This is a genomic window from Pseudomonas shiyinii (assembly GCF_056725765.1).
On the sequence record NZ_CM161522.1, the window covers coordinates 452,294 to 469,826 of the forward strand.

A 17,533-nucleotide genomic window follows, 5' to 3' on the forward strand; every position below is an offset into this window, starting at 1 on the left:
GCTAGCTTCGAAGAGGGTGTGACGTGAACAAGTGGTTGTTTCCTGCCTTGACGGCGATGGCCGTGCTCCATGGCTGTGCCAGCGTGCCGCGCGGCAATATCCCGGTGGTGGACTCCAGCACCCGGGTCTCCAACAGCGAGCGGGTCGCGGCCAACCGCAGCGGTGGCCTGGCGACCAGTGGCGGCACCCGCCAGGCCCAGGCCCTGCCCGAAGACTCCGGCGTGACCGTAATGATCCCGCAAGGGGCCGGCGGTGCACCGATCCAGTCCTTCCCGGCCGGCAGCAGCGCGGCGCCAATCAGCACTGGGCCGATCACGCCTGGGCCGATCGGCACCGGCCCGATTACCACCAACCCCAATCCGGTGGCGGATGAACCGTTCGACATCGCGTCGATGAACAGCGCGCCGAGCGCCACCTCCGGCGCCCCGACCGGCATTCCGCGCAGCAACGTGGGCAGCGGTGGCTTGTCGGCCGACGAGCAACTGGACGGCCCTGTGCTGGCGTTGCTGACCACTGCCCAACAGCAGCAGGGCGGCGGTGACTTCAACGGTGCCGCATCGAGCCTGGAGCGTGCCCAGCGCATCGCCCCGCGCGAGCCGCAGGTACTGTTCCGTCTGGCCCAGGTGCGCCTGGCCCAGGGCGACGCCGCCCAGGCCGAACAACTGGCCCGTCGCGCCCTGACCTACGCCAACGGTCGCCCCGACCTGCAGGCCGAGCTGTGGAACACCATCGCCCAGGCCCGCGAGAAGCAGGGTGACAGCGCTGGCGCGGCATTGGCGCGGCAGAAGGCGCGGACGACATCGTGATGGAGCAGCGTATCCTGGACATCGCCGACCACCTGCTGCTGATCGAGCGTGAGCTGCAGGTCCAGGGCTGGTGGAGCGCCGAGGCGCCAACGGCTGAGGCGCTCGCCAGTGTGGTGCCGTTCGCGGTGGACACCATGGCCTTCGAGCAGTGGTTGCAATGGATCTTCCTGCCCCGTATGAAGCTCATCATCGAGCAAGGGCATCCGCTCCCCAACGCCTCCGGCATCCTGGTCATGGCCGAAACCGTGTTCGTCGATCGTCCGGAACAGAGCCGCGAGCTACGGCGCCTGCTGGCAGCGTTCGATCAATTGATCAGTCCTTCCGCCTGATTTCTTCTCTTTTTCCTTCAAGGGCCGCAGATTGTGGCCCTTTTTTATTGGATTCTTTATTTTTCTGCTGCAGAGCTCGTTTTTAGTGGTGGCAGCACTTCATCCTTGGGAAAAATTGGCAATAATTTTTCTTGACTTACGCGTGCCGAATCAGAAGAATCCAGTTTCCGCTGTAGAGGGACTGCCAGAAGCAGACCCGCTAAGCAGATCATGAGGCGCACACCCGCGCCGACTTGTTACACCCCGCAACGCGTTACCTCGCGCTGGGTGGGAAACCCCCGCAACACTCTGGGGCGCTCCCAATACTTGCTCAGTCAGTGCTGACGTTCGCTCATGCTCTGCTTGGCAGTAAACCTATTAAGACCCGCCCAATGAGGGCGGTATTCTGGCGTTTTAGAGGTGAACAACGTGGAGCTTTTATCTGGCGCTGAGATGGTCGTCCGCTTCTTGCGTGACGAAGGCGTTAAGCACATCTATGGGTACCCTGGTGGTGCTCTCCTTCATGTTTACGACGCCCTGTTCAAGGAACCGGAGATCAACCACATCCTGGTTCGTCATGAGCAGGCTGCCACCCATATGGCGGACGGTTATGCCCGTGCCACCGGCAAGGCCGGCGTGGTACTGGTCACCTCCGGCCCGGGCGCTACCAATGCCATCACTGGCATTGCCACCGCCTATATGGACTCGATCCCGATGGTCATCCTCTCTGGCCAGGTGCCCAGCACCATGGTAGGGACCGATGCCTTCCAGGAAACCGACATGATTGGTATTTCCCGGCCGATCGTGAAGCACAGCTTCATGGTCAAACATGCCACGGAAATTCCCGAAGTCCTGAAAAAAGCCTTCTACCTGGCGCAATCCGGTCGCCCAGGCCCGGTCGTGGTCGACATTCCAAAAGATATGACCAACCCGGCCGAGAAGTTCGAATACGTCTACCCGAAGAAGGTCAAGCTGCGCTCCTACAGCCCGGCGGTACGCGGTCACTCCGGCCAGATCCGCAAGGCGGCCGAGATGCTCCTGGCCGCCAAGCGCCCGGTGGTGTACTCCGGCGGCGGCGTCATCCTCGGCGGCGGCTCCGAGGCGCTCACCGAGATCGCCAAGTCGCTGAACCTGCCGGTCACCAATACCCTGATGGGCCTGGGAGGCTTCCCGGGTACCGACCGTCAGTTCCTCGGCATGCTCGGTATGCATGGCAGCTACACCGCCAACATGGCCATGCACAATGCCGACGTGATCTTCGCGGTCGGCGCGCGTTTCGATGACCGTGTGGTCAACGGCCCGGCCAAGTTCTGTCCGAATGCCAAGATCATCCACATCGACATCGACCCGGCGTCGATCTCCAAGATGATCAAGGCCGACGTGCCGATCGTAGGCCCTGTGGAAAGCGTCCTCAACGAGATGCTGACCATCCTCAAGGAAATTGGCGAGCAGCCCGACAAGGCCGCGCTCGATGCTTGGTGGAAGCAGATCGAGGAATGGCGTGGCGATCGCGACCTGTTCCCCTACGACAAGGGCGACGGCAGCGTGATCAAGCCGCAGACCGTGATCGAGACCCTCTGCGAAGTGACCAAGGGCGATGCCTTCATCACTTCCGACGTAGGCCAGCACCAGATGTTCGCGGCGCAGTACTACCGCTTCAACAAGCCGAACCGTTGGATCAACTCCGGCGGCCTGGGCACCATGGGCTTCGGTTTCCCGGCGGCGATGGGCATCAAGCTCAACTTCCCCGATCAGGACGTCGCTTGCGTGACCGGCGAAGGCAGTATCCAGATGAACATCCAGGAGCTGTCCACCTGCATGCAGTACGACCTGCCGGTGAAGATCGTCAACCTGAACAACGGTGTGTTGGGCATGGTTCGCCAGTGGCAGGACATGGCCTACAGCGGCCGTCACTCGCACTCCTACGTGGAGTCGCTGCCTGACTTCGTCAAGCTGGTCGAGGCCTATGGTCACGTGGGTATCCGCATCACCAGCCTGAAGGACCTCAAGCCGAAGCTGGAAGAGGCCTTCGCGATGAAGGACCGCCTGGTGTTCATCGACATCGCGGTCGACAGGACCGAGCACGTCTATCCGATGCAGATCAAGGACGGCTCGATGCGTGACATGTGGCTGAGCAAGACGGAGCGTACCTGATATGCGGCACATCATTTCCCTGCTGTTGGAAAACGAACCCGGTGCCTTGTCTCGCGTGGTCGGCCTGTTCTCCCAGCGTAACTACAACATCGAAAGCCTGACCGTGGCGCCGACTGAGGATCCGACCCTGTCGCGCCTGACCCTGACGACCGTTGGTCATGATGAAGTGATCGAACAGATCACCAAGAACCTGAACAAGCTGGTCGAAGTGGTCAAACTCGTCGATCTGTCGGAAAGTGCTCACATCGAGCGCGAGCTGATGCTGGTCAAGGTCAAGGCCACCGGCGCCCAGCGCGCCGAGATCAAGCGCACCACGGATATCTTCCGTGGCCAGATCGTCGACGTCACCGCCAGCGTGTACACCGTGCAACTGAGCGGCACCAGCGACAAGCTGGACAGCTTCATCCAGGCCATCGGCACTGCGTCGATCCTGGAAACCGTGCGCAGCGGCGTTACCGGCATTGCCCGTGGCGACAAAGTGCTCAGTATCTGAATACGCATACAAGAATCAGTGATGGCTCCGTGGAGCCGAGATATAACAGGGGTATTTCATGAAAGTTTATTACGACAAAGACTGCGACCTTTCCATCATCCAGGGCAAGAAAGTCGCCATCATCGGTTATGGCTCCCAAGGCCACGCCCAGGCGTGCAACCTGAAGGACTCCGGTGTGGACGTTACCGTCGGTCTGCGTAAAGGTTCGGCCACCGTGGCCAAGGCAGAAGCCCACGGCCTGAAAGTGGCCGACGTGGCCACTGCCGTCGCTGCCGCCGACCTGGTCATGATCCTGACCCCGGACGAGTTCCAGGGCGCTCTGTACAAGAACGAGATCGAGCCGAACATCAAGAAGGGCGCTACCCTGGCCTTCTCCCACGGCTTCTCGATCCACTACAACCAGGTCGTTCCGCGTGCCGACCTCGACGTGATCATGATCGCGCCGAAGGCTCCGGGCCACACCGTGCGCTCCGAGTTCGTCAAGGGCGGCGGCATCCCTGACCTGATCGCCGTCTACCAGGACGCCTCCGGCAACGCCAAGAACGTTGCCCTGTCGTACGCCTCGGGCGTCGGCGGTGGCCGTACCGGCATCATCGAAACCACCTTCAAGGACGAGACCGAAACCGACCTGTTCGGCGAGCAGGCCGTTCTGTGCGGTGGTACCGTCGAGCTGGTCAAAGCCGGTTTCGAAACCCTGGTCGAAGCGGGCTACGCGCCAGAAATGGCCTACTTCGAGTGCCTGCACGAGCTGAAGCTGATCGTCGACCTCATGTACGAAGGCGGTATCGCCAACATGAACTACTCGATCTCCAACAACGCCGAGTACGGTGAGTACGTCACCGGCCCGGAAGTCATCAACGAAGAATCCCGCAAGGCCATGCGCAACGCTCTGAAGCGCATCCAGGACGGCGAATACGCGAAGATGTTCATCTCCGAAGGCGCCACCAACTACCCGTCCATGACTGCCAAGCGTCGCAACAACGCTGCCCATGGCATCGAAGTCATCGGCGAGCAGCTGCGTTCCATGATGCCGTGGATCGCTGCCAACAAGATCGTCGACAAGACCAAGAACTAAGGTCTGCTTCGATACATGAAAAAACGCGGCTTCGGCCGCGTTTTTTCATTTAGGCGGCCGGCTTCTGGTATAAAGCGACCAGTGGCTTGCCGTTAGAACCTGTTTAGCAGGCCCATGTCGAATTTTTTTCCACTTCCGTTGCAAGGTATTTTTCATGAGCGAACGTCCCGAAGAGCCGAACAAGCCCTCCGACGCCGAAAGCCTGCTACCTGTCGATGAGCATATTGAAGAAGGGCATGACGCCGAAGGCCGCAAGGTCCGCCATCGTGGCATCTATCTGCTGCCCAACCTTTTCACGACCGCCAACCTGTTTGCCGGGTTCTACTCGATCGTCAGCTCCATCAGTGCCCACGGCTATCTCAGTGCGGGCGACCCGCGCGAAGCGAGTAAGTATTTCGCCTTCGCCGCGATCGCCATCTTCGTGGCCATGGTCCTCGACAGCCTGGACGGTCGTGTGGCACGCATGACCAACACCCAAAGCGCATTCGGCGCCGAATACGACTCGCTGTCGGACATGGCCGCCTTTGGCGTCGCGCCGGCGCTGCTGGCCTTTGTCTGGGCGCTGGGCGATATGGGCAAGGTCGGCTGGATGGTGGCGTTCATCTATGTCGCAGGTGCTGCACTGCGCCTGGCGCGTTTCAACACCCAGGTCGGTACCGCCGACAAGCGCTACTTCATTGGCCTGGCCAGCCCGGCCGCCGCAGGTGTGGTCGCCGGTACCGTATGGGCCTTCAGCGACTACGGTATCCAGGGCTCCAAGCTGTCGTTCCTGGTTGCCTTGTTGGTGGCGGCTGCGGGTATGCTGATGGTCAGCAACATCAAGTACAACAGCTTCAAGGAGCTTGACCTCAAGGGGCGCGTGCCGTTCGTTGCGATCCTGGCCGTAGTGCTGGTGTTCGCCGTGGTGTTCAGCGATCCGCCCCGTATCCTGCTGCTGATCTTCCTCGGTTATGCCGTGTCCGGCCCGGTGCAGTACCTGCTGCGTGGTCGCCGTCGCAAGACACCTCAATGAGTTAATGCTGGAATAACCCTCCGGCTCCATAGTCTTACAGGTACATCCGTTGCCTGTGCTATGGAGCCGTCATGCTTATCAAATCTCCCATATCATCCGATTGCAAAACATCGGAGATCACCCCTGAAGCTATCTATCTTTCCCGGCGTAGCTTGATCGGCGGCTCCCTTGCCGGCCTGGCGCTCGGTGCGCTGCCGGCAGCCGGTATGGCGGCTGAGCCGTCGCGCTATGCCGATGTCGCGCCAGGCGCGCCGCCACGTTGGTTCGGCGAAAAGCTCGCGGGTACGCGTTGGCAGGCGGTCACGGTCAAAGATGAGGCGATCACGCCCTTCAAGGATGCCACGCACTACAACAACTTCTATGAGTTCGGGCCGGACAAAGGCGACCCAGCCGCCAATGCCGGCAGCCTGAAGACCGAACCCTGGAGCCTGGTGGTCGATGGCGAAGTGGCCAAGCCAGGTCGCTATGCCCTGGAGGACTTCGTCAAACCCTACCAGCTCGAGGAGCGCATCTACCGCTTGCGCTGCGTCGAGGCGTGGTCGATGGTCATTCCCTGGCTGGGCTTCCCCTTGGCCGAAGTACTCAAGCAGGTGCAGCCGACCTCGAAGGCGCGTTATGTGCGCTTCGAAACCCTGCAGGACCCCAAATCCATGCCCGGCCAGCGTTCAGGCTTTGCCTTGATCGACTGGCCCTATGTAGAAGGGCTGCGCCTGGATGAGGCGATGAACCCGCTGGCAATCCTGGCGGTGGGGATGTATGGCCGTGAACTGGCCAATCAGAATGGCGCACCGCTGCGCCTAGTGGTGCCCTGGAAGTACGGTTTCAAGAGTATCAAGTCGATCGTGCGCATGAGCCTGGTGGAGCAGCAGCCGCGTACCACCTGGGAAAGCCTGGCCCCTGAGGAGTACGGTTTCTATGCCAACGTCAACCCGACGGTCGATCATCCCCGCTGGAGTCAGGCCAGGGAGCGGCGCCTGCCCAGCGGGCTGTTCAGTCCTAATGTGCGCGATACCTTGATGTTCAACGGCTACGCCGATGAAGTGGCGTCGCTGTATACCGGGCTCGACCTGCGGAAGAACTATTGATGCGCTATCCCTGGTTTCGCCTGGCTATCTTCCTGGTGGGGTGCGTGCTCCCGGCCTGGTGGCTCTATGGGGCAGCTATGGGCTTGCTCGGGCCCGACCCTGGCAAGATCCTGGTGGATCGCCTGGGGTTGGGCGCGTTGACCTTTCTCCTGGTCACTCTGGGCATGACGCCTCTGCAACGGCTGACGGGGTGGTCGGGCTGGATTGTGGTGCGCCGACAGCTGGGATTGTGGTGCTTTGCTTATATCGTGCTGCACATGACGGCCTATATGGTGTTTATCCTGGGGCTGGATTGGGGGCAGTTGGGTGTCGAGCTGCGCAAGCGGCCGTACATCATCGTCGGTTTCCTGGGCTTCCTGGGCCTGCTCGCGCTGGCGGCCACTTCCAATCGATACAGTCAACGGCGGCTGGGTGCCCGGTGGAAGAAGTTGCACAGATTGGTATACGTCATCCTGGGGCTGGGGCTGCTGCACTTTCTCTGGATCGTGCGTTCGGACCTCAAGGAGTGGGTGGTGTATGCCTCTATTGGTGCGCTGTTGTTGGTCGTGCGATTGCCGCCGGTATGGCGTCGTGTCCCTCGCTTGGTGGGGCGAGGGAGGGCAAGTTGAAACTTTATTGAAATAACGGTTGACGTCCTTCTGAATCCCCTTATAATGCGCCCCACTTCCGACGCAGTCGAAACGCAAAACTCCTTGAGATTCAATGAGTTGAACGCTTCAGGTAGTATCGGAAGGCTTCGGTCTCACAGATCGGCAGCGGTGAAAAAGGCAGTTGACAGCAGGTTTTAACGCTGTATGATTCGCCTCCCGCTACGAGAGATCGCAGCGAGTTAAGCGGTTGAAGTTGAACGAAAAACTTCAAAATAAACGCTTGACAGGCTCTGAGGAAAGCGTAGAATGCGCGGCCTCGGTTGAGCAAAGCGCTTAACCAAATCGCTCTTTAACAATCGAATCAAGCAATTCGTGTGGGTGCTTGTGAGTACGGACTGATAGTCGCCAAGATTATCAGCATCACAAGTGGCCATGCGAGAAATCACATAGTCATTTGAGATTGCTGAGCCAAGTTTAGGGTTTCTTAAAAACCCAAGCAGTATTGAACTGAAGAGTTTGATCATGGCTCAGATTGAACGCTGGCGGCAGGCCTAACACATGCAAGTCGAGCGGATGACGGGAGCTTGCTCCTTGATTCAGCGGCGGACGGGTGAGTAATGCCTAGGAATCTGCCTGGTAGTGGGGGACAACGTTCCGAAAGGGGCGCTAATACCGCATACGTCCTACGGGAGAAAGTGGGGGATCTTCGGACCTCACGCTATCAGATGAGCCTAGGTCGGATTAGCTAGTTGGTGAGGTAATGGCTCACCAAGGCGACGATCCGTAACTGGTCTGAGAGGATGATCAGTCACACTGGAACTGAGACACGGTCCAGACTCCTACGGGAGGCAGCAGTGGGGAATATTGGACAATGGGCGAAAGCCTGATCCAGCCATGCCGCGTGTGTGAAGAAGGTCTTCGGATTGTAAAGCACTTTAAGTTGGGAGGAAGGGCAGTAAGTTAATACCTTGCTGTTTTGACGTTACCGACAGAATAAGCACCGGCTAACTCTGTGCCAGCAGCCGCGGTAATACAGAGGGTGCAAGCGTTAATCGGAATTACTGGGCGTAAAGCGCGCGTAGGTGGTTCGTTAAGTTGGATGTGAAAGCCCCGGGCTCAACCTGGGAACTGCATCCAAAACTGGCGAGCTAGAGTATGGTAGAGGGTGGTGGAATTTCCTGTGTAGCGGTGAAATGCGTAGATATAGGAAGGAACACCAGTGGCGAAGGCGACCACCTGGACTGATACTGACACTGAGGTGCGAAAGCGTGGGGAGCAAACAGGATTAGATACCCTGGTAGTCCACGCCGTAAACGATGTCAACTAGCCGTTGGAATCCTTGAGATTTTAGTGGCGCAGCTAACGCATTAAGTTGACCGCCTGGGGAGTACGGCCGCAAGGTTAAAACTCAAATGAATTGACGGGGGCCCGCACAAGCGGTGGAGCATGTGGTTTAATTCGAAGCAACGCGAAGAACCTTACCAGGCCTTGACATGCAGAGAACTTTCCAGAGATGGATTGGTGCCTTCGGGAACTCTGACACAGGTGCTGCATGGCTGTCGTCAGCTCGTGTCGTGAGATGTTGGGTTAAGTCCCGTAACGAGCGCAACCCTTGTCCTTAGTTACCAGCACGTCATGGTGGGCACTCTAAGGAGACTGCCGGTGACAAACCGGAGGAAGGTGGGGATGACGTCAAGTCATCATGGCCCTTACGGCCTGGGCTACACACGTGCTACAATGGTCGGTACAGAGGGTTGCCAAGCCGCGAGGTGGAGCTAATCTCACAAAACCGATCGTAGTCCGGATCGCAGTCTGCAACTCGACTGCGTGAAGTCGGAATCGCTAGTAATCGCGAATCAGAATGTCGCGGTGAATACGTTCCCGGGCCTTGTACACACCGCCCGTCACACCATGGGAGTGGGTTGCACCAGAAGTAGCTAGTCTAACCTTCGGGAGGACGGTTACCACGGTGTGATTCATGACTGGGGTGAAGTCGTAACAAGGTAGCCGTAGGGGAACCTGCGGCTGGATCACCTCCTTAATCGAAGACATCAGCCTGCTGATGAGCTCCCACACGAATTGCTTGATTCCTTGAAGAAGACGATGCTGTAACGCGACCCTGTTATAGGTCTGTAGCTCAGTTGGTTAGAGCGCACCCCTGATAAGGGTGAGGTCGGCAGTTCAAATCTGCCCAGACCTACCATTCGCTGGGTGCAGAGACGACGGGGCCATAGCTCAGCTGGGAGAGCGCCTGCCTTGCACGCAGGAGGTCAGCGGTTCGATCCCGCTTGGCTCCACCATTTGCTTTGCTACGCAGTTACCTGCAGAACTTAGAAATGAGCATTCCGCTGTGAATGTTGATTTCTGACTTTTGTCAGATCGTTCTTTAAAAATTCGGATATGTGATAGATAGACTGATGACCACTTTCACTGGTGGGCCATCAGGCTAAGGTAAAATTTGTGAGTTCTGCGCGAACGCGCGACATGCGAATTTTCGGCGAATGTCGTCTTCACAGTATAACCAGATTGCTTGGGGTTATATGGTCAAGTGAAGAAGCGCATACGGTGGATGCCTTGGCAGTCAGAGGCGATGAAAGACGTGGTAGCCTGCGATAAGCTTTGGGGAGTCGGCAAACAGACTGTGATCCAGAGATCTCTGAATGGGGGAACCCACCTAGGATAACCTAGGTATCTTGCACTGAATACATAGGTGCAAGAGGCGAACCAGGGGAACTGAAACATCTAAGTACCCTGAGGAAAAGAAATCAACCGAGATTCCCTTAGTAGTGGCGAGCGAACGGGGACCAGCCCTTAAGCTGGTTTGAGATTAGTGGAACGCTCTGGAAAGTGCGGCCATAGTGGGTGATAGCCCCGTACACGAAAATCTCTTGCCAGTGAAATCGAGTAGGACGGAGCACGAGAAACTTTGTCTGAACATGGGGGGACCATCCTCCAAGGCTAAATACTACTGACTGACCGATAGTGAACCAGTACCGTGAGGGAAAGGCGAAAAGAACCCCGGAGAGGGGAGTGAAATAGAACCTGAAACCGTATGCGTACAAGCAGTGGGAGCCTACTTTGTTAGGTGACTGCGTACCTTTTGTATAATGGGTCAGCGACTTATATTCAGTGGCGAGCTTAACCGAATAGGGGAGGCGTAGCGAAAGCGAGTCTTAATAGGGCGTTTAGTCGCTGGGTATAGACCCGAAACCGGGCGATCTATCCATGGGCAGGTTGAAGGTTAGGTAACACTGACTGGAGGACCGAACCGACTACCGTTGAAAAGTTAGCGGATGACCTGTGGATCGGAGTGAAAGGCTAATCAAGCTCGGAGATAGCTGGTTCTCCTCGAAAGCTATTTAGGTAGCGCCTCATGTATCACTCCAGGGGGTAGAGCACTGTTTCGGCTAGGGGGTCATCCCGACTTACCAAACCGATGCAAACTCCGAATACCTGGAAGTGCCGAGCATGGGAGACACACGGCGGGTGCTAACGTCCGTCGTGAAAAGGGAAACAACCCAGACCGTCAGCTAAGGTCCCAAAGTCATGGTTAAGTGGGAAACGATGTGGGAAGGCTTAGACAGCTAGGAGGTTGGCTTAGAAGCAGCCATCCTTTAAAGAAAGCGTAATAGCTCACTAGTCGAGTCGGCCTGCGCGGAAGATGTAACGGGGCTCAAACCATGCACCGAAGCTACGGGTATCACCTTAGGGTGATGCGGTAGAGGAGCGTTCTGTAAGCCTGTGAAGGTGAGTTGAGAAGCTTGCTGGAGGTATCAGAAGTGCGAATGCTGACATGAGTAACGACAATGCGAGTGAAAAACTCGCACGCCGAAAGACCAAGGTTTCCTGCGCAACGTTAATCGACGCAGGGTTAGTCGGTCCCTAAGGCGAGGCTGAAAAGCGTAGTCGATGGAAAACAGGTTAATATTCCTGTACTTCCAGTTATTGCGATGGAGGGACGGAGAAGGCTAGGCCAGCTTGGCGTTGGTTGTCCAAGTTTAAGGTGGTAGGCTGAAATCTTAGGCAAATCCGGGATTTCCAGGCCGAGAGCTGATGACGAGTTGCCATTAGGCGACGAAGTGGTTGATGCCATGCTTCCAAGAAAAGCTCCTAAGCTTCAGATAACTGGGAACCGTACCCCAAACCGACACAGGTGGTCGGGTAGAGAATACCAAGGCGCTTGAGAGAACTCGGGTGAAGGAACTAGGCAAAATGGCACCGTAACTTCGGGAGAAGGTGCGCCGGCGAGGGTGAAGGACTTGCTCCGTAAGCCCATGCCGGTCGAAGATACCAGGCCGCTGCGACTGTTTATTAAAAACACAGCACTCTGCAAACACGAAAGTGGACGTATAGGGTGTGACGCCTGCCCGGTGCCGGAAGGTTAATTGATGGGGTTAGCGCAAGCGAAGCTCTTGATCGAAGCCCCGGTAAACGGCGGCCGTAACTATAACGGTCCTAAGGTAGCGAAATTCCTTGTCGGGTAAGTTCCGACCTGCACGAATGGCGTAACGATGGCGGCGCTGTCTCCACCCGAGACTCAGTGAAATTGAAATCGCTGTGAAGATGCAGTGTATCCGCGGCTAGACGGAAAGACCCCGTGAACCTTTACTATAGCTTTGCACTGGACTTTGAGCTTGCTTGTGTAGGATAGGTGGGAGGCTTTGAAGTGGGGACGCCAGTTCTCATGGAGCCATCCTTGAAATACCACCCTGGCAACCTTGAGGTTCTAACTCAGGTCCGTGATCCGGATCGAGGACAGTGTATGGTGGGTAGTTTGACTGGGGCGGTCTCCTCCCAAAGAGTAACGGAGGAGTACGAAGGTGCGCTCAGACCGGTCGGAAATCGGTCGCAGAGTATAAAGGCAAAAGCGCGCTTGACTGCGAGACCCACACGTCGAGCAGGTACGAAAGTAGGTCTTAGTGATCCGGTGGTTCTGTATGGAAGGGCCATCGCTCAACGGATAAAAGGTACTCCGGGGATAACAGGCTGATACCGCCCAAGAGTTCATATCGACGGCGGTGTTTGGCACCTCGATGTCGGCTCATCACATCCTGGGGCTGAAGCCGGTCCCAAGGGTATGGCTGTTCGCCATTTAAAGTGGTACGCGAGCTGGGTTTAGAACGTCGTGAGACAGTTCGGTCCCTATCTGCCGTGGACGTTTGAGATTTGAGAGGGGCTGCTCCTAGTACGAGAGGACCGGAGTGGACGAACCTCTGGTGTTCCGGTTGTCACGCCAGTGGCATTGCCGGGTAGCTATGTTCGGAAGAGATAACCGCTGAAAGCATCTAAGCGGGAAACTTGCCTCAAGATGAGATCTCACTGGGATCTTGAATCCCCTGAAGGGCCGTCGAAGACTACGACGTTGATAGGTCGGGTGTGTAAGCGCTGTGAGGCGTTGAGCTAACCGATACTAATTGCCCGTGAGGCTTGACCATATAACACCCAAGCAATTTGCTGTTGCGAATTGCGGTGGTGAAGACGAACGAACCGAAAGTTTGCATCACAAATTCACATATCCGAATTGGCTGGCATGTCCATCTGGACGTTCTGGCAACAGAATTTCTTGACGACCATAGAGCATTGGAACCACCTGATCCCATCCCGAACTCAGCAGTGAAACGATGCATCGCCGATGGTAGTGTGGGGCTTCCCCATGTGAGAGTAGGTCATCGTCAAGATTCATTTCGCAAAACCCCTATCTGCGTGAGCAGGTAGGGGTTTTGTCTTTCTGGTCCTCGAAAGATTCGCGCCTCCCCCTGTAGGAGCGGCCTTGTGCCGCGAAAGCGGGCGCGCAGCGGCCGCCAACCCTGCCACCTCGATCACCCTGGTGCACCGCGTCGCCTGGGCTTACGGCCGCTGCGCGCCCGCTTCGCGGCACAAGGCCGCGCCTACAAAGGTGGGTTACCGTTATGGCCATCTCCCACAATTTGAGTCAGAACACTAGAATAGAGCCCATTCCTCCATTCAGACGTCTGATATGCCCAACCCCCCCGACTCCGAAGCGCTGGCTCAGCTGCCGCTGGAAAAGCTCGTCGCCTGCCATGAGTGCGACCTGCTGATGCGCAAGCCAACGTTGCAGAATGACGAAAAGGCGCATTGCCCCCGGTGCGGTTACGAGCTCTATGCTCACCGCCATAACGTGGTCAACCGCAGCCTGGCCCTGGTGATCACTGCACTGTTGCTTTATGTACCCGCCAACTTCCTGCCCATCATGCAGCTGCACCTGCTTGGCCAGACCTCCGACGACACTGTCTGGAGCGGTGTGCTGGGCCTGTACAACTCGCAGATGCGTGGTGTTTCCGTAGTGGTGTTCCTGTGCAGCATGGCGATTCCGTTGCTCAAGCTGCTCTGCCAGTTGCTGGTATTGCTGAGCATCCGTCTGGATATCGGGCGCAGCCATGGCCTGCTCTTCTATCGTGTCTATCACCACCTGCGTGATTGGGGCATGCTCGAGGTGTATTTCATGGGGGTTCTGGTTGCGATCGTCAAACTGGTCGACCTGGCTGAACTGACCATAGGGCTTGGCCTGTTCTGTTTCATCAGCCTGTTGCTGGTTCAGGTGTGGCTGGAAGTCGTGATGTCGCCACACCAGATCTGGAGTGCACTGTCGGGGGAGGATGAGCATGCGAGCGCTTGATGCAGGCATCCTGGTCTGCAATGAATGCCATGAACTCAACCGCCAGGAACCTGGTAGTGATTCGCAGACCTGCACCCGCTGTGGGGCGATCGTGCATGCGCGTCGGCCTAACAGCATCGTGCGTACCTGGGCGTTGCTGATCACGGCGACCATTCTCTACATCCCTGCCAACGTCTTGCCGATCATGACGGTGAGTGCGTTGGGGCAGGGCAGCCCGGACACAATCATGTCCGGCGTCATCACCCTGCTCAAGCACGGCATGCTGCCTATTGCTGCCGTGGTGTTCATCGCCAGTATTCTGGTGCCGACGTTCAAGTTGGTCGGCATCGGGCTGCTGCTTTATTCGGTGCAGCGGCACCAGCCCCTGTCGGCCCGACAGAGGATATTGATGTACCGCTTCATCGAATTCATTGGACGCTGGTCCATGCTGGATATTTTCGTCATTGCCATCCTGGTGGCAGTGGTGAATTTCGGCCGCATCGCCAGCGTCGAAGCCAACCTGGGCGCCGTCGCTTTCGCCTCTGTGGTGATCCTGACGATGCTCGCTGCTTTAACTTTCGATCCCCGACTGATCTGGGATAACACGGAGTCGGATGACGACCATGAGTGACATGCCTACGGCTAAAACCCGCCCAGCCTCGAACTGGTCGGCCATCTGGATCCTGCCGCTGATCGCGTTGGTGATCGGCGGTTGGCTGGCCTGGCAGGCCTACCGTGATTCGGGGGTGGATATCCAGGTGCGTTTCCTGTCCGGTGAAGGCATCGTCGCCAACAAGACCGAAGTCATCTACAAAGGCATGTCGGTCGGCAAGGTGAAGACCTTGGTGCTCGATGCGGAGGGCAGTAACACCGGTGTCATCGCCACCATCGAGATGAACAAGGCCGCCGAGCCGCACCTGACGACCGGCACGCGCTTCTGGCTGGTCAAGCCCAGCGTCAGCCTGGCGGGCATCTCCGGTCTGGAAACCCTGGTATCCGGCAACTACATTGCCGTCAGCCCTGGTGAGGGTGAGAAGACCAAGCGCTTCACGGCCTTGTCGGAGGCGCCACCTCTGTCTGACACCGAACCGGGCCTGCACCTGACCCTCAAGGCGGATCGCCTGGGGTCGCTCAACCGCGACAGTCCTGTCTTCTACAAGCAGATCAAAGTCGGTCGGGTGAAGAGCTACCGCCTCTCCGAAGACCAGGATACCGTTGAGATCAAAGTCTTCATCGAGCCTGCCTACGCCAACCTGGTGCGCAAGCACACGCGTTTCTGGAATGCCAGCGGCATCAGCATCGATGCCGACCTGTCGGGCGTGAAGCTGCGCAGCGAGTCCCTGGCCAGCATCGTGGCGGGAGGCATCGCCTTCGCGACCCCCGAGCACCGCCAGGACAGCCCGCCGACCGATCCGACCCTGCCGTTCCGCCTGTACGAAGACTTCGACGCGGCCCAGGCCGGTATTCGCATCAAGGTCAAGCTGGCGGACTACGAGGGGCTGCAGGCCGGTCGCACGCCGGTCATGTACAAAGGTATCCAGGTCGGCTCGCTCAAGACCATGAAGATCGCCGATGACCTGAGCAGCGCCACGGCCGAGTTGACCCTGGACCCGCTGGCCGAAGACTACCTCGTCGAAGGCACGCAGTTCTGGGTGGTCAAACCATCCATCTCGCTGGCGGGTATCACTGGCTTGGAAGCCCTGGTCAAAGGTAACTACATTGCCATCCGCCCGGGCGAGAAGGGCGCCAAGCCCCTGCGTGAGTTCGAGGCGCGTGCCAAGGCGCCGCCGCTGGACCTCAAGGCGCCGGGCCTGCACATGGTGTTGTTCGCTGAGAACCTCGGCTCGCTGGAAGTCGGCAGCCCGGTGATGTATCGCCAGGTCAAGGTCGGTAGCGTGCAGAGCTACCAGTTCGCCCGCAACAGCAAGCGGATCCTGATCGGCGTGCATATCGAGAAGGAATACGCCAACCTGGTCAACGGCTCGTCACGGTTCTGGAACGCCAGCGGCATCACTCTCTCTGGTGACCTGTCAGGGATCAAGGTCAAGAGTGAGTCGTTGCAGACGCTCATGGCCGGTGGTATTGCCTTCGACACGCCGAAGCCGGATGTGCCTCTCAAGCGCCACATTCCACGTTTCCGCCTTCACGAGAACCAGGAAGCCGCCGACCGTGCCGGTACCCTGATCACCATTCGCGTCGATCGCGCCGATGGCCTCAAGCCGGGTACGGCGATTCGCTTCCGCGGCCTGGATGTGGGCAGCGTCGAGAGTGTCGACCTGACCGCTGACCTGCAGGCCGTGTTGCTGCGGGCGCGCATCACCCAGGCGCAGACGCGCATCGCCCGTGCCGGCACCCAGTTCTGGGTGGTCAAGCCTGCCTTCGGCCTGGTACGTACCGAAAACCTCGACACCCTGGTGGGAGGGCAATATCTGGAAGTCTTGCCAGCCATCAAGGACAAGGGGCCCCAGCATGACTTCATCGCCTTGCCCGAAGCCCCCGAGGTGGCCGGCCCGGTGGTCGGGCTGCCGCTGACCCTCAGTGCGCCCCGGCGTGGTTCGATCAAGCCAGGCGTACCGGTGACCTATCGCGAGGTTACGGTCGGCAAGGTCACTGGCTTCGAGTTGGGGCAAACGGCAGACCGTGTGCTGATCCACATCCTCATCGAGCCTCGTTATGCGGCCCTGGTGCGCGGCGGCAGCCGTTTCTGGAACAGCAGTGGCTTCGGCTTCGACTGGGGCCTGTTCAAGGGCGCCACGGTGCGTACCGAGTCGCTGGAGACGTTGATCGATGGCGGTATCGCCTTCGCCACGCCGGAAGGCGAGCAGATGGGCAACCCAGCCCGGCCGCAGCAGACCTTCGCCTTGTTCGACAAGCCCGAGGATGAGTGGCTGAAGTGGGCGCCGAAGATCCAGGTCGGCAAGTAAGCGTAGAGGGCCGCTATGCGGCCCTTTTTACTGGACGGCTTTTCCTGTGCAGGAGCGGGCGTGAATGCGCCCCTAAATCGCAGGCAATAAAAAACCGACCCTAGGGTCGGTTTTTCGACAAGCGCGTCGCTTAGGCAGCTGCAGCTTCTTTCAGTGCCTTGATGTGGCCATTCAGACGGCCTTTGTGGCGAGCAGCCTTGTTCTTGTGGATGATGCCCTTGTCGGCCATACGGTCGATTACAGGCACAGCCAGGATGTAGGCGGCTTGCGCTTTTTCGGCGTCTTTTGCGTCGATGGCCTTGACTACATTCTTGATGTAGGTGCGGACCATGGAACGCAGGCTGGCGTTGTGGCTGCGACGCTTCTCAGCCTGTTTTGCACGTTTCTTGGCGGAAGGTGTGTTGGCCACCGTCGAGCTCCTCGAAAGACTTTAGGTAAATAGCAAACAAAATAGGCCGCGAATCATGCCG

General features: G+C 58.2%; 12 protein-coding genes, 2 tRNA genes and 3 rRNA genes. 16 read left to right on the top strand and 1 reads right to left on the bottom strand.

Features of this window, described 5'->3' with window-relative positions; all coding sequences use genetic code 11:
- The first annotated feature begins 23 nt into the window (after positions 1–23).
- The 16 genes from ACXHGZ_RS02180 to ACXHGZ_RS02255 all read left to right on the top strand — a co-directional run bounded on the left by ACXHGZ_RS02180 (position 24) and on the right by ACXHGZ_RS02255 (position 17,063).
- Complete coding sequence (locus ACXHGZ_RS02180; RefSeq protein ID WP_480462160.1) at positions 24–806, top strand: tetratricopeptide repeat protein; 783 nt, start codon at positions 24–26, stop codon at positions 804–806.
- The gene (locus ACXHGZ_RS02185; protein WP_480462162.1) at positions 803–1,135 is read left to right on the top strand and encodes a YqcC family protein; all 333 of its coding nucleotides are present in this window, start codon (positions 803–805) and stop codon (positions 1,133–1,135) included. The genes ACXHGZ_RS02180 and ACXHGZ_RS02185 overlap by 4 nt, the downstream gene beginning before the upstream one ends.
- Before the next feature lie 408 nt (positions 1,136–1,543).
- Entirely contained in the window at positions 1,544–3,268 is a 1,725-nt protein-coding gene (locus tag ACXHGZ_RS02190) for an acetolactate synthase 3 large subunit (RefSeq protein ID WP_480462164.1), read from the top strand.
- A 1-nt stretch (position 3,269) separates the two neighbouring features.
- Positions 3,270–3,761 (top strand): acetolactate synthase small subunit, encoded by a 492-nt coding sequence (gene ilvN / locus ACXHGZ_RS02195; RefSeq protein ID WP_003250040.1) that lies wholly within the window; start codon positions 3,270–3,272, stop codon positions 3,759–3,761.
- Positions 3,762–3,819: 58 nt separating this feature from the next.
- Positions 3,820–4,836: a ketol-acid reductoisomerase gene (gene ilvC, locus ACXHGZ_RS02200; protein ID WP_043215774.1), complete on the top strand. Its 1,017-nt coding sequence runs from the start codon at positions 3,820–3,822 to the stop codon at positions 4,834–4,836.
- 154 nt (positions 4,837–4,990) lie between these two features.
- Positions 4,991–5,848, top strand: coding sequence for a CDP-diacylglycerol--serine O-phosphatidyltransferase (gene pssA, locus ACXHGZ_RS02205; RefSeq protein ID WP_084855446.1), 858 nt, complete (start codon positions 4,991–4,993; stop codon positions 5,846–5,848).
- Between the two features lie 71 nt (positions 5,849–5,919).
- Entirely contained in the window at positions 5,920–6,933 is a 1,014-nt protein-coding gene (msrP, locus tag ACXHGZ_RS02210) for a protein-methionine-sulfoxide reductase catalytic subunit MsrP (RefSeq protein WP_480462167.1), read from the top strand.
- On the top strand, positions 6,933–7,541 hold the full coding sequence (gene msrQ, locus ACXHGZ_RS02215) for a protein-methionine-sulfoxide reductase heme-binding subunit MsrQ (RefSeq protein ID WP_480462168.1): 609 nt from the start codon (positions 6,933–6,935) through the stop codon (positions 7,539–7,541). The genes msrP and msrQ overlap by 1 nt, the downstream gene beginning before the upstream one ends.
- 486 nt (positions 7,542–8,027) lie before the next feature.
- A 16S ribosomal RNA gene (locus ACXHGZ_RS02220) occupies positions 8,028–9,564 on the top strand.
- Between the two features lie 85 nt (positions 9,565–9,649).
- Positions 9,650–9,726, top strand: a tRNA-Ile gene (locus ACXHGZ_RS02225).
- A gap of 21 nt (positions 9,727–9,747) precedes the next feature.
- Positions 9,748–9,823, top strand: a tRNA-Ala gene (locus tag ACXHGZ_RS02230).
- Positions 9,824–10,065: 242 nt separating this feature from the next.
- Positions 10,066–12,958: ribosomal RNA gene (locus ACXHGZ_RS02235) — 23S ribosomal RNA — on the top strand.
- Between the two features lie 127 nt (positions 12,959–13,085).
- Positions 13,086–13,201 (top strand): 5S ribosomal RNA (gene rrf, locus ACXHGZ_RS02240).
- The 16S, 23S and 5S rRNA genes sit together here with 2 tRNA genes alongside, the layout of an rRNA operon.
- Positions 13,202–13,500: 299 nt before the next feature.
- Complete coding sequence (locus ACXHGZ_RS02245; protein WP_368829389.1) at positions 13,501–14,160, top strand: paraquat-inducible protein A; 660 nt, start codon at positions 13,501–13,503, stop codon at positions 14,158–14,160.
- Positions 14,147–14,770: a paraquat-inducible protein A gene (locus tag ACXHGZ_RS02250; protein WP_324818724.1), complete on the top strand. Its 624-nt coding sequence runs from the start codon at positions 14,147–14,149 to the stop codon at positions 14,768–14,770. The genes ACXHGZ_RS02245 and ACXHGZ_RS02250 overlap by 14 nt, the downstream gene beginning before the upstream one ends.
- Complete coding sequence (locus tag ACXHGZ_RS02255; RefSeq protein ID WP_480462171.1) at positions 14,763–17,063, top strand: PqiB family protein; 2,301 nt, start codon at positions 14,763–14,765, stop codon at positions 17,061–17,063. Before ACXHGZ_RS02250 ends, ACXHGZ_RS02255 begins: the two co-directional genes overlap by 8 nt.
- Positions 17,064–17,193: 130 nt before the next feature.
- Here ACXHGZ_RS02255 and rpsT read toward each other — a convergent pair whose 3' ends face one another.
- Positions 17,194–17,472 carry a 30S ribosomal protein S20 gene (rpsT, locus tag ACXHGZ_RS02260; RefSeq protein WP_023382471.1) on the bottom strand — a complete coding sequence of 93 codons (279 nt, stop codon included), beginning with the start codon at positions 17,470–17,472 and terminating at the stop codon, positions 17,194–17,196.
- Positions 17,473–17,533 lie beyond the last annotated feature (61 nt).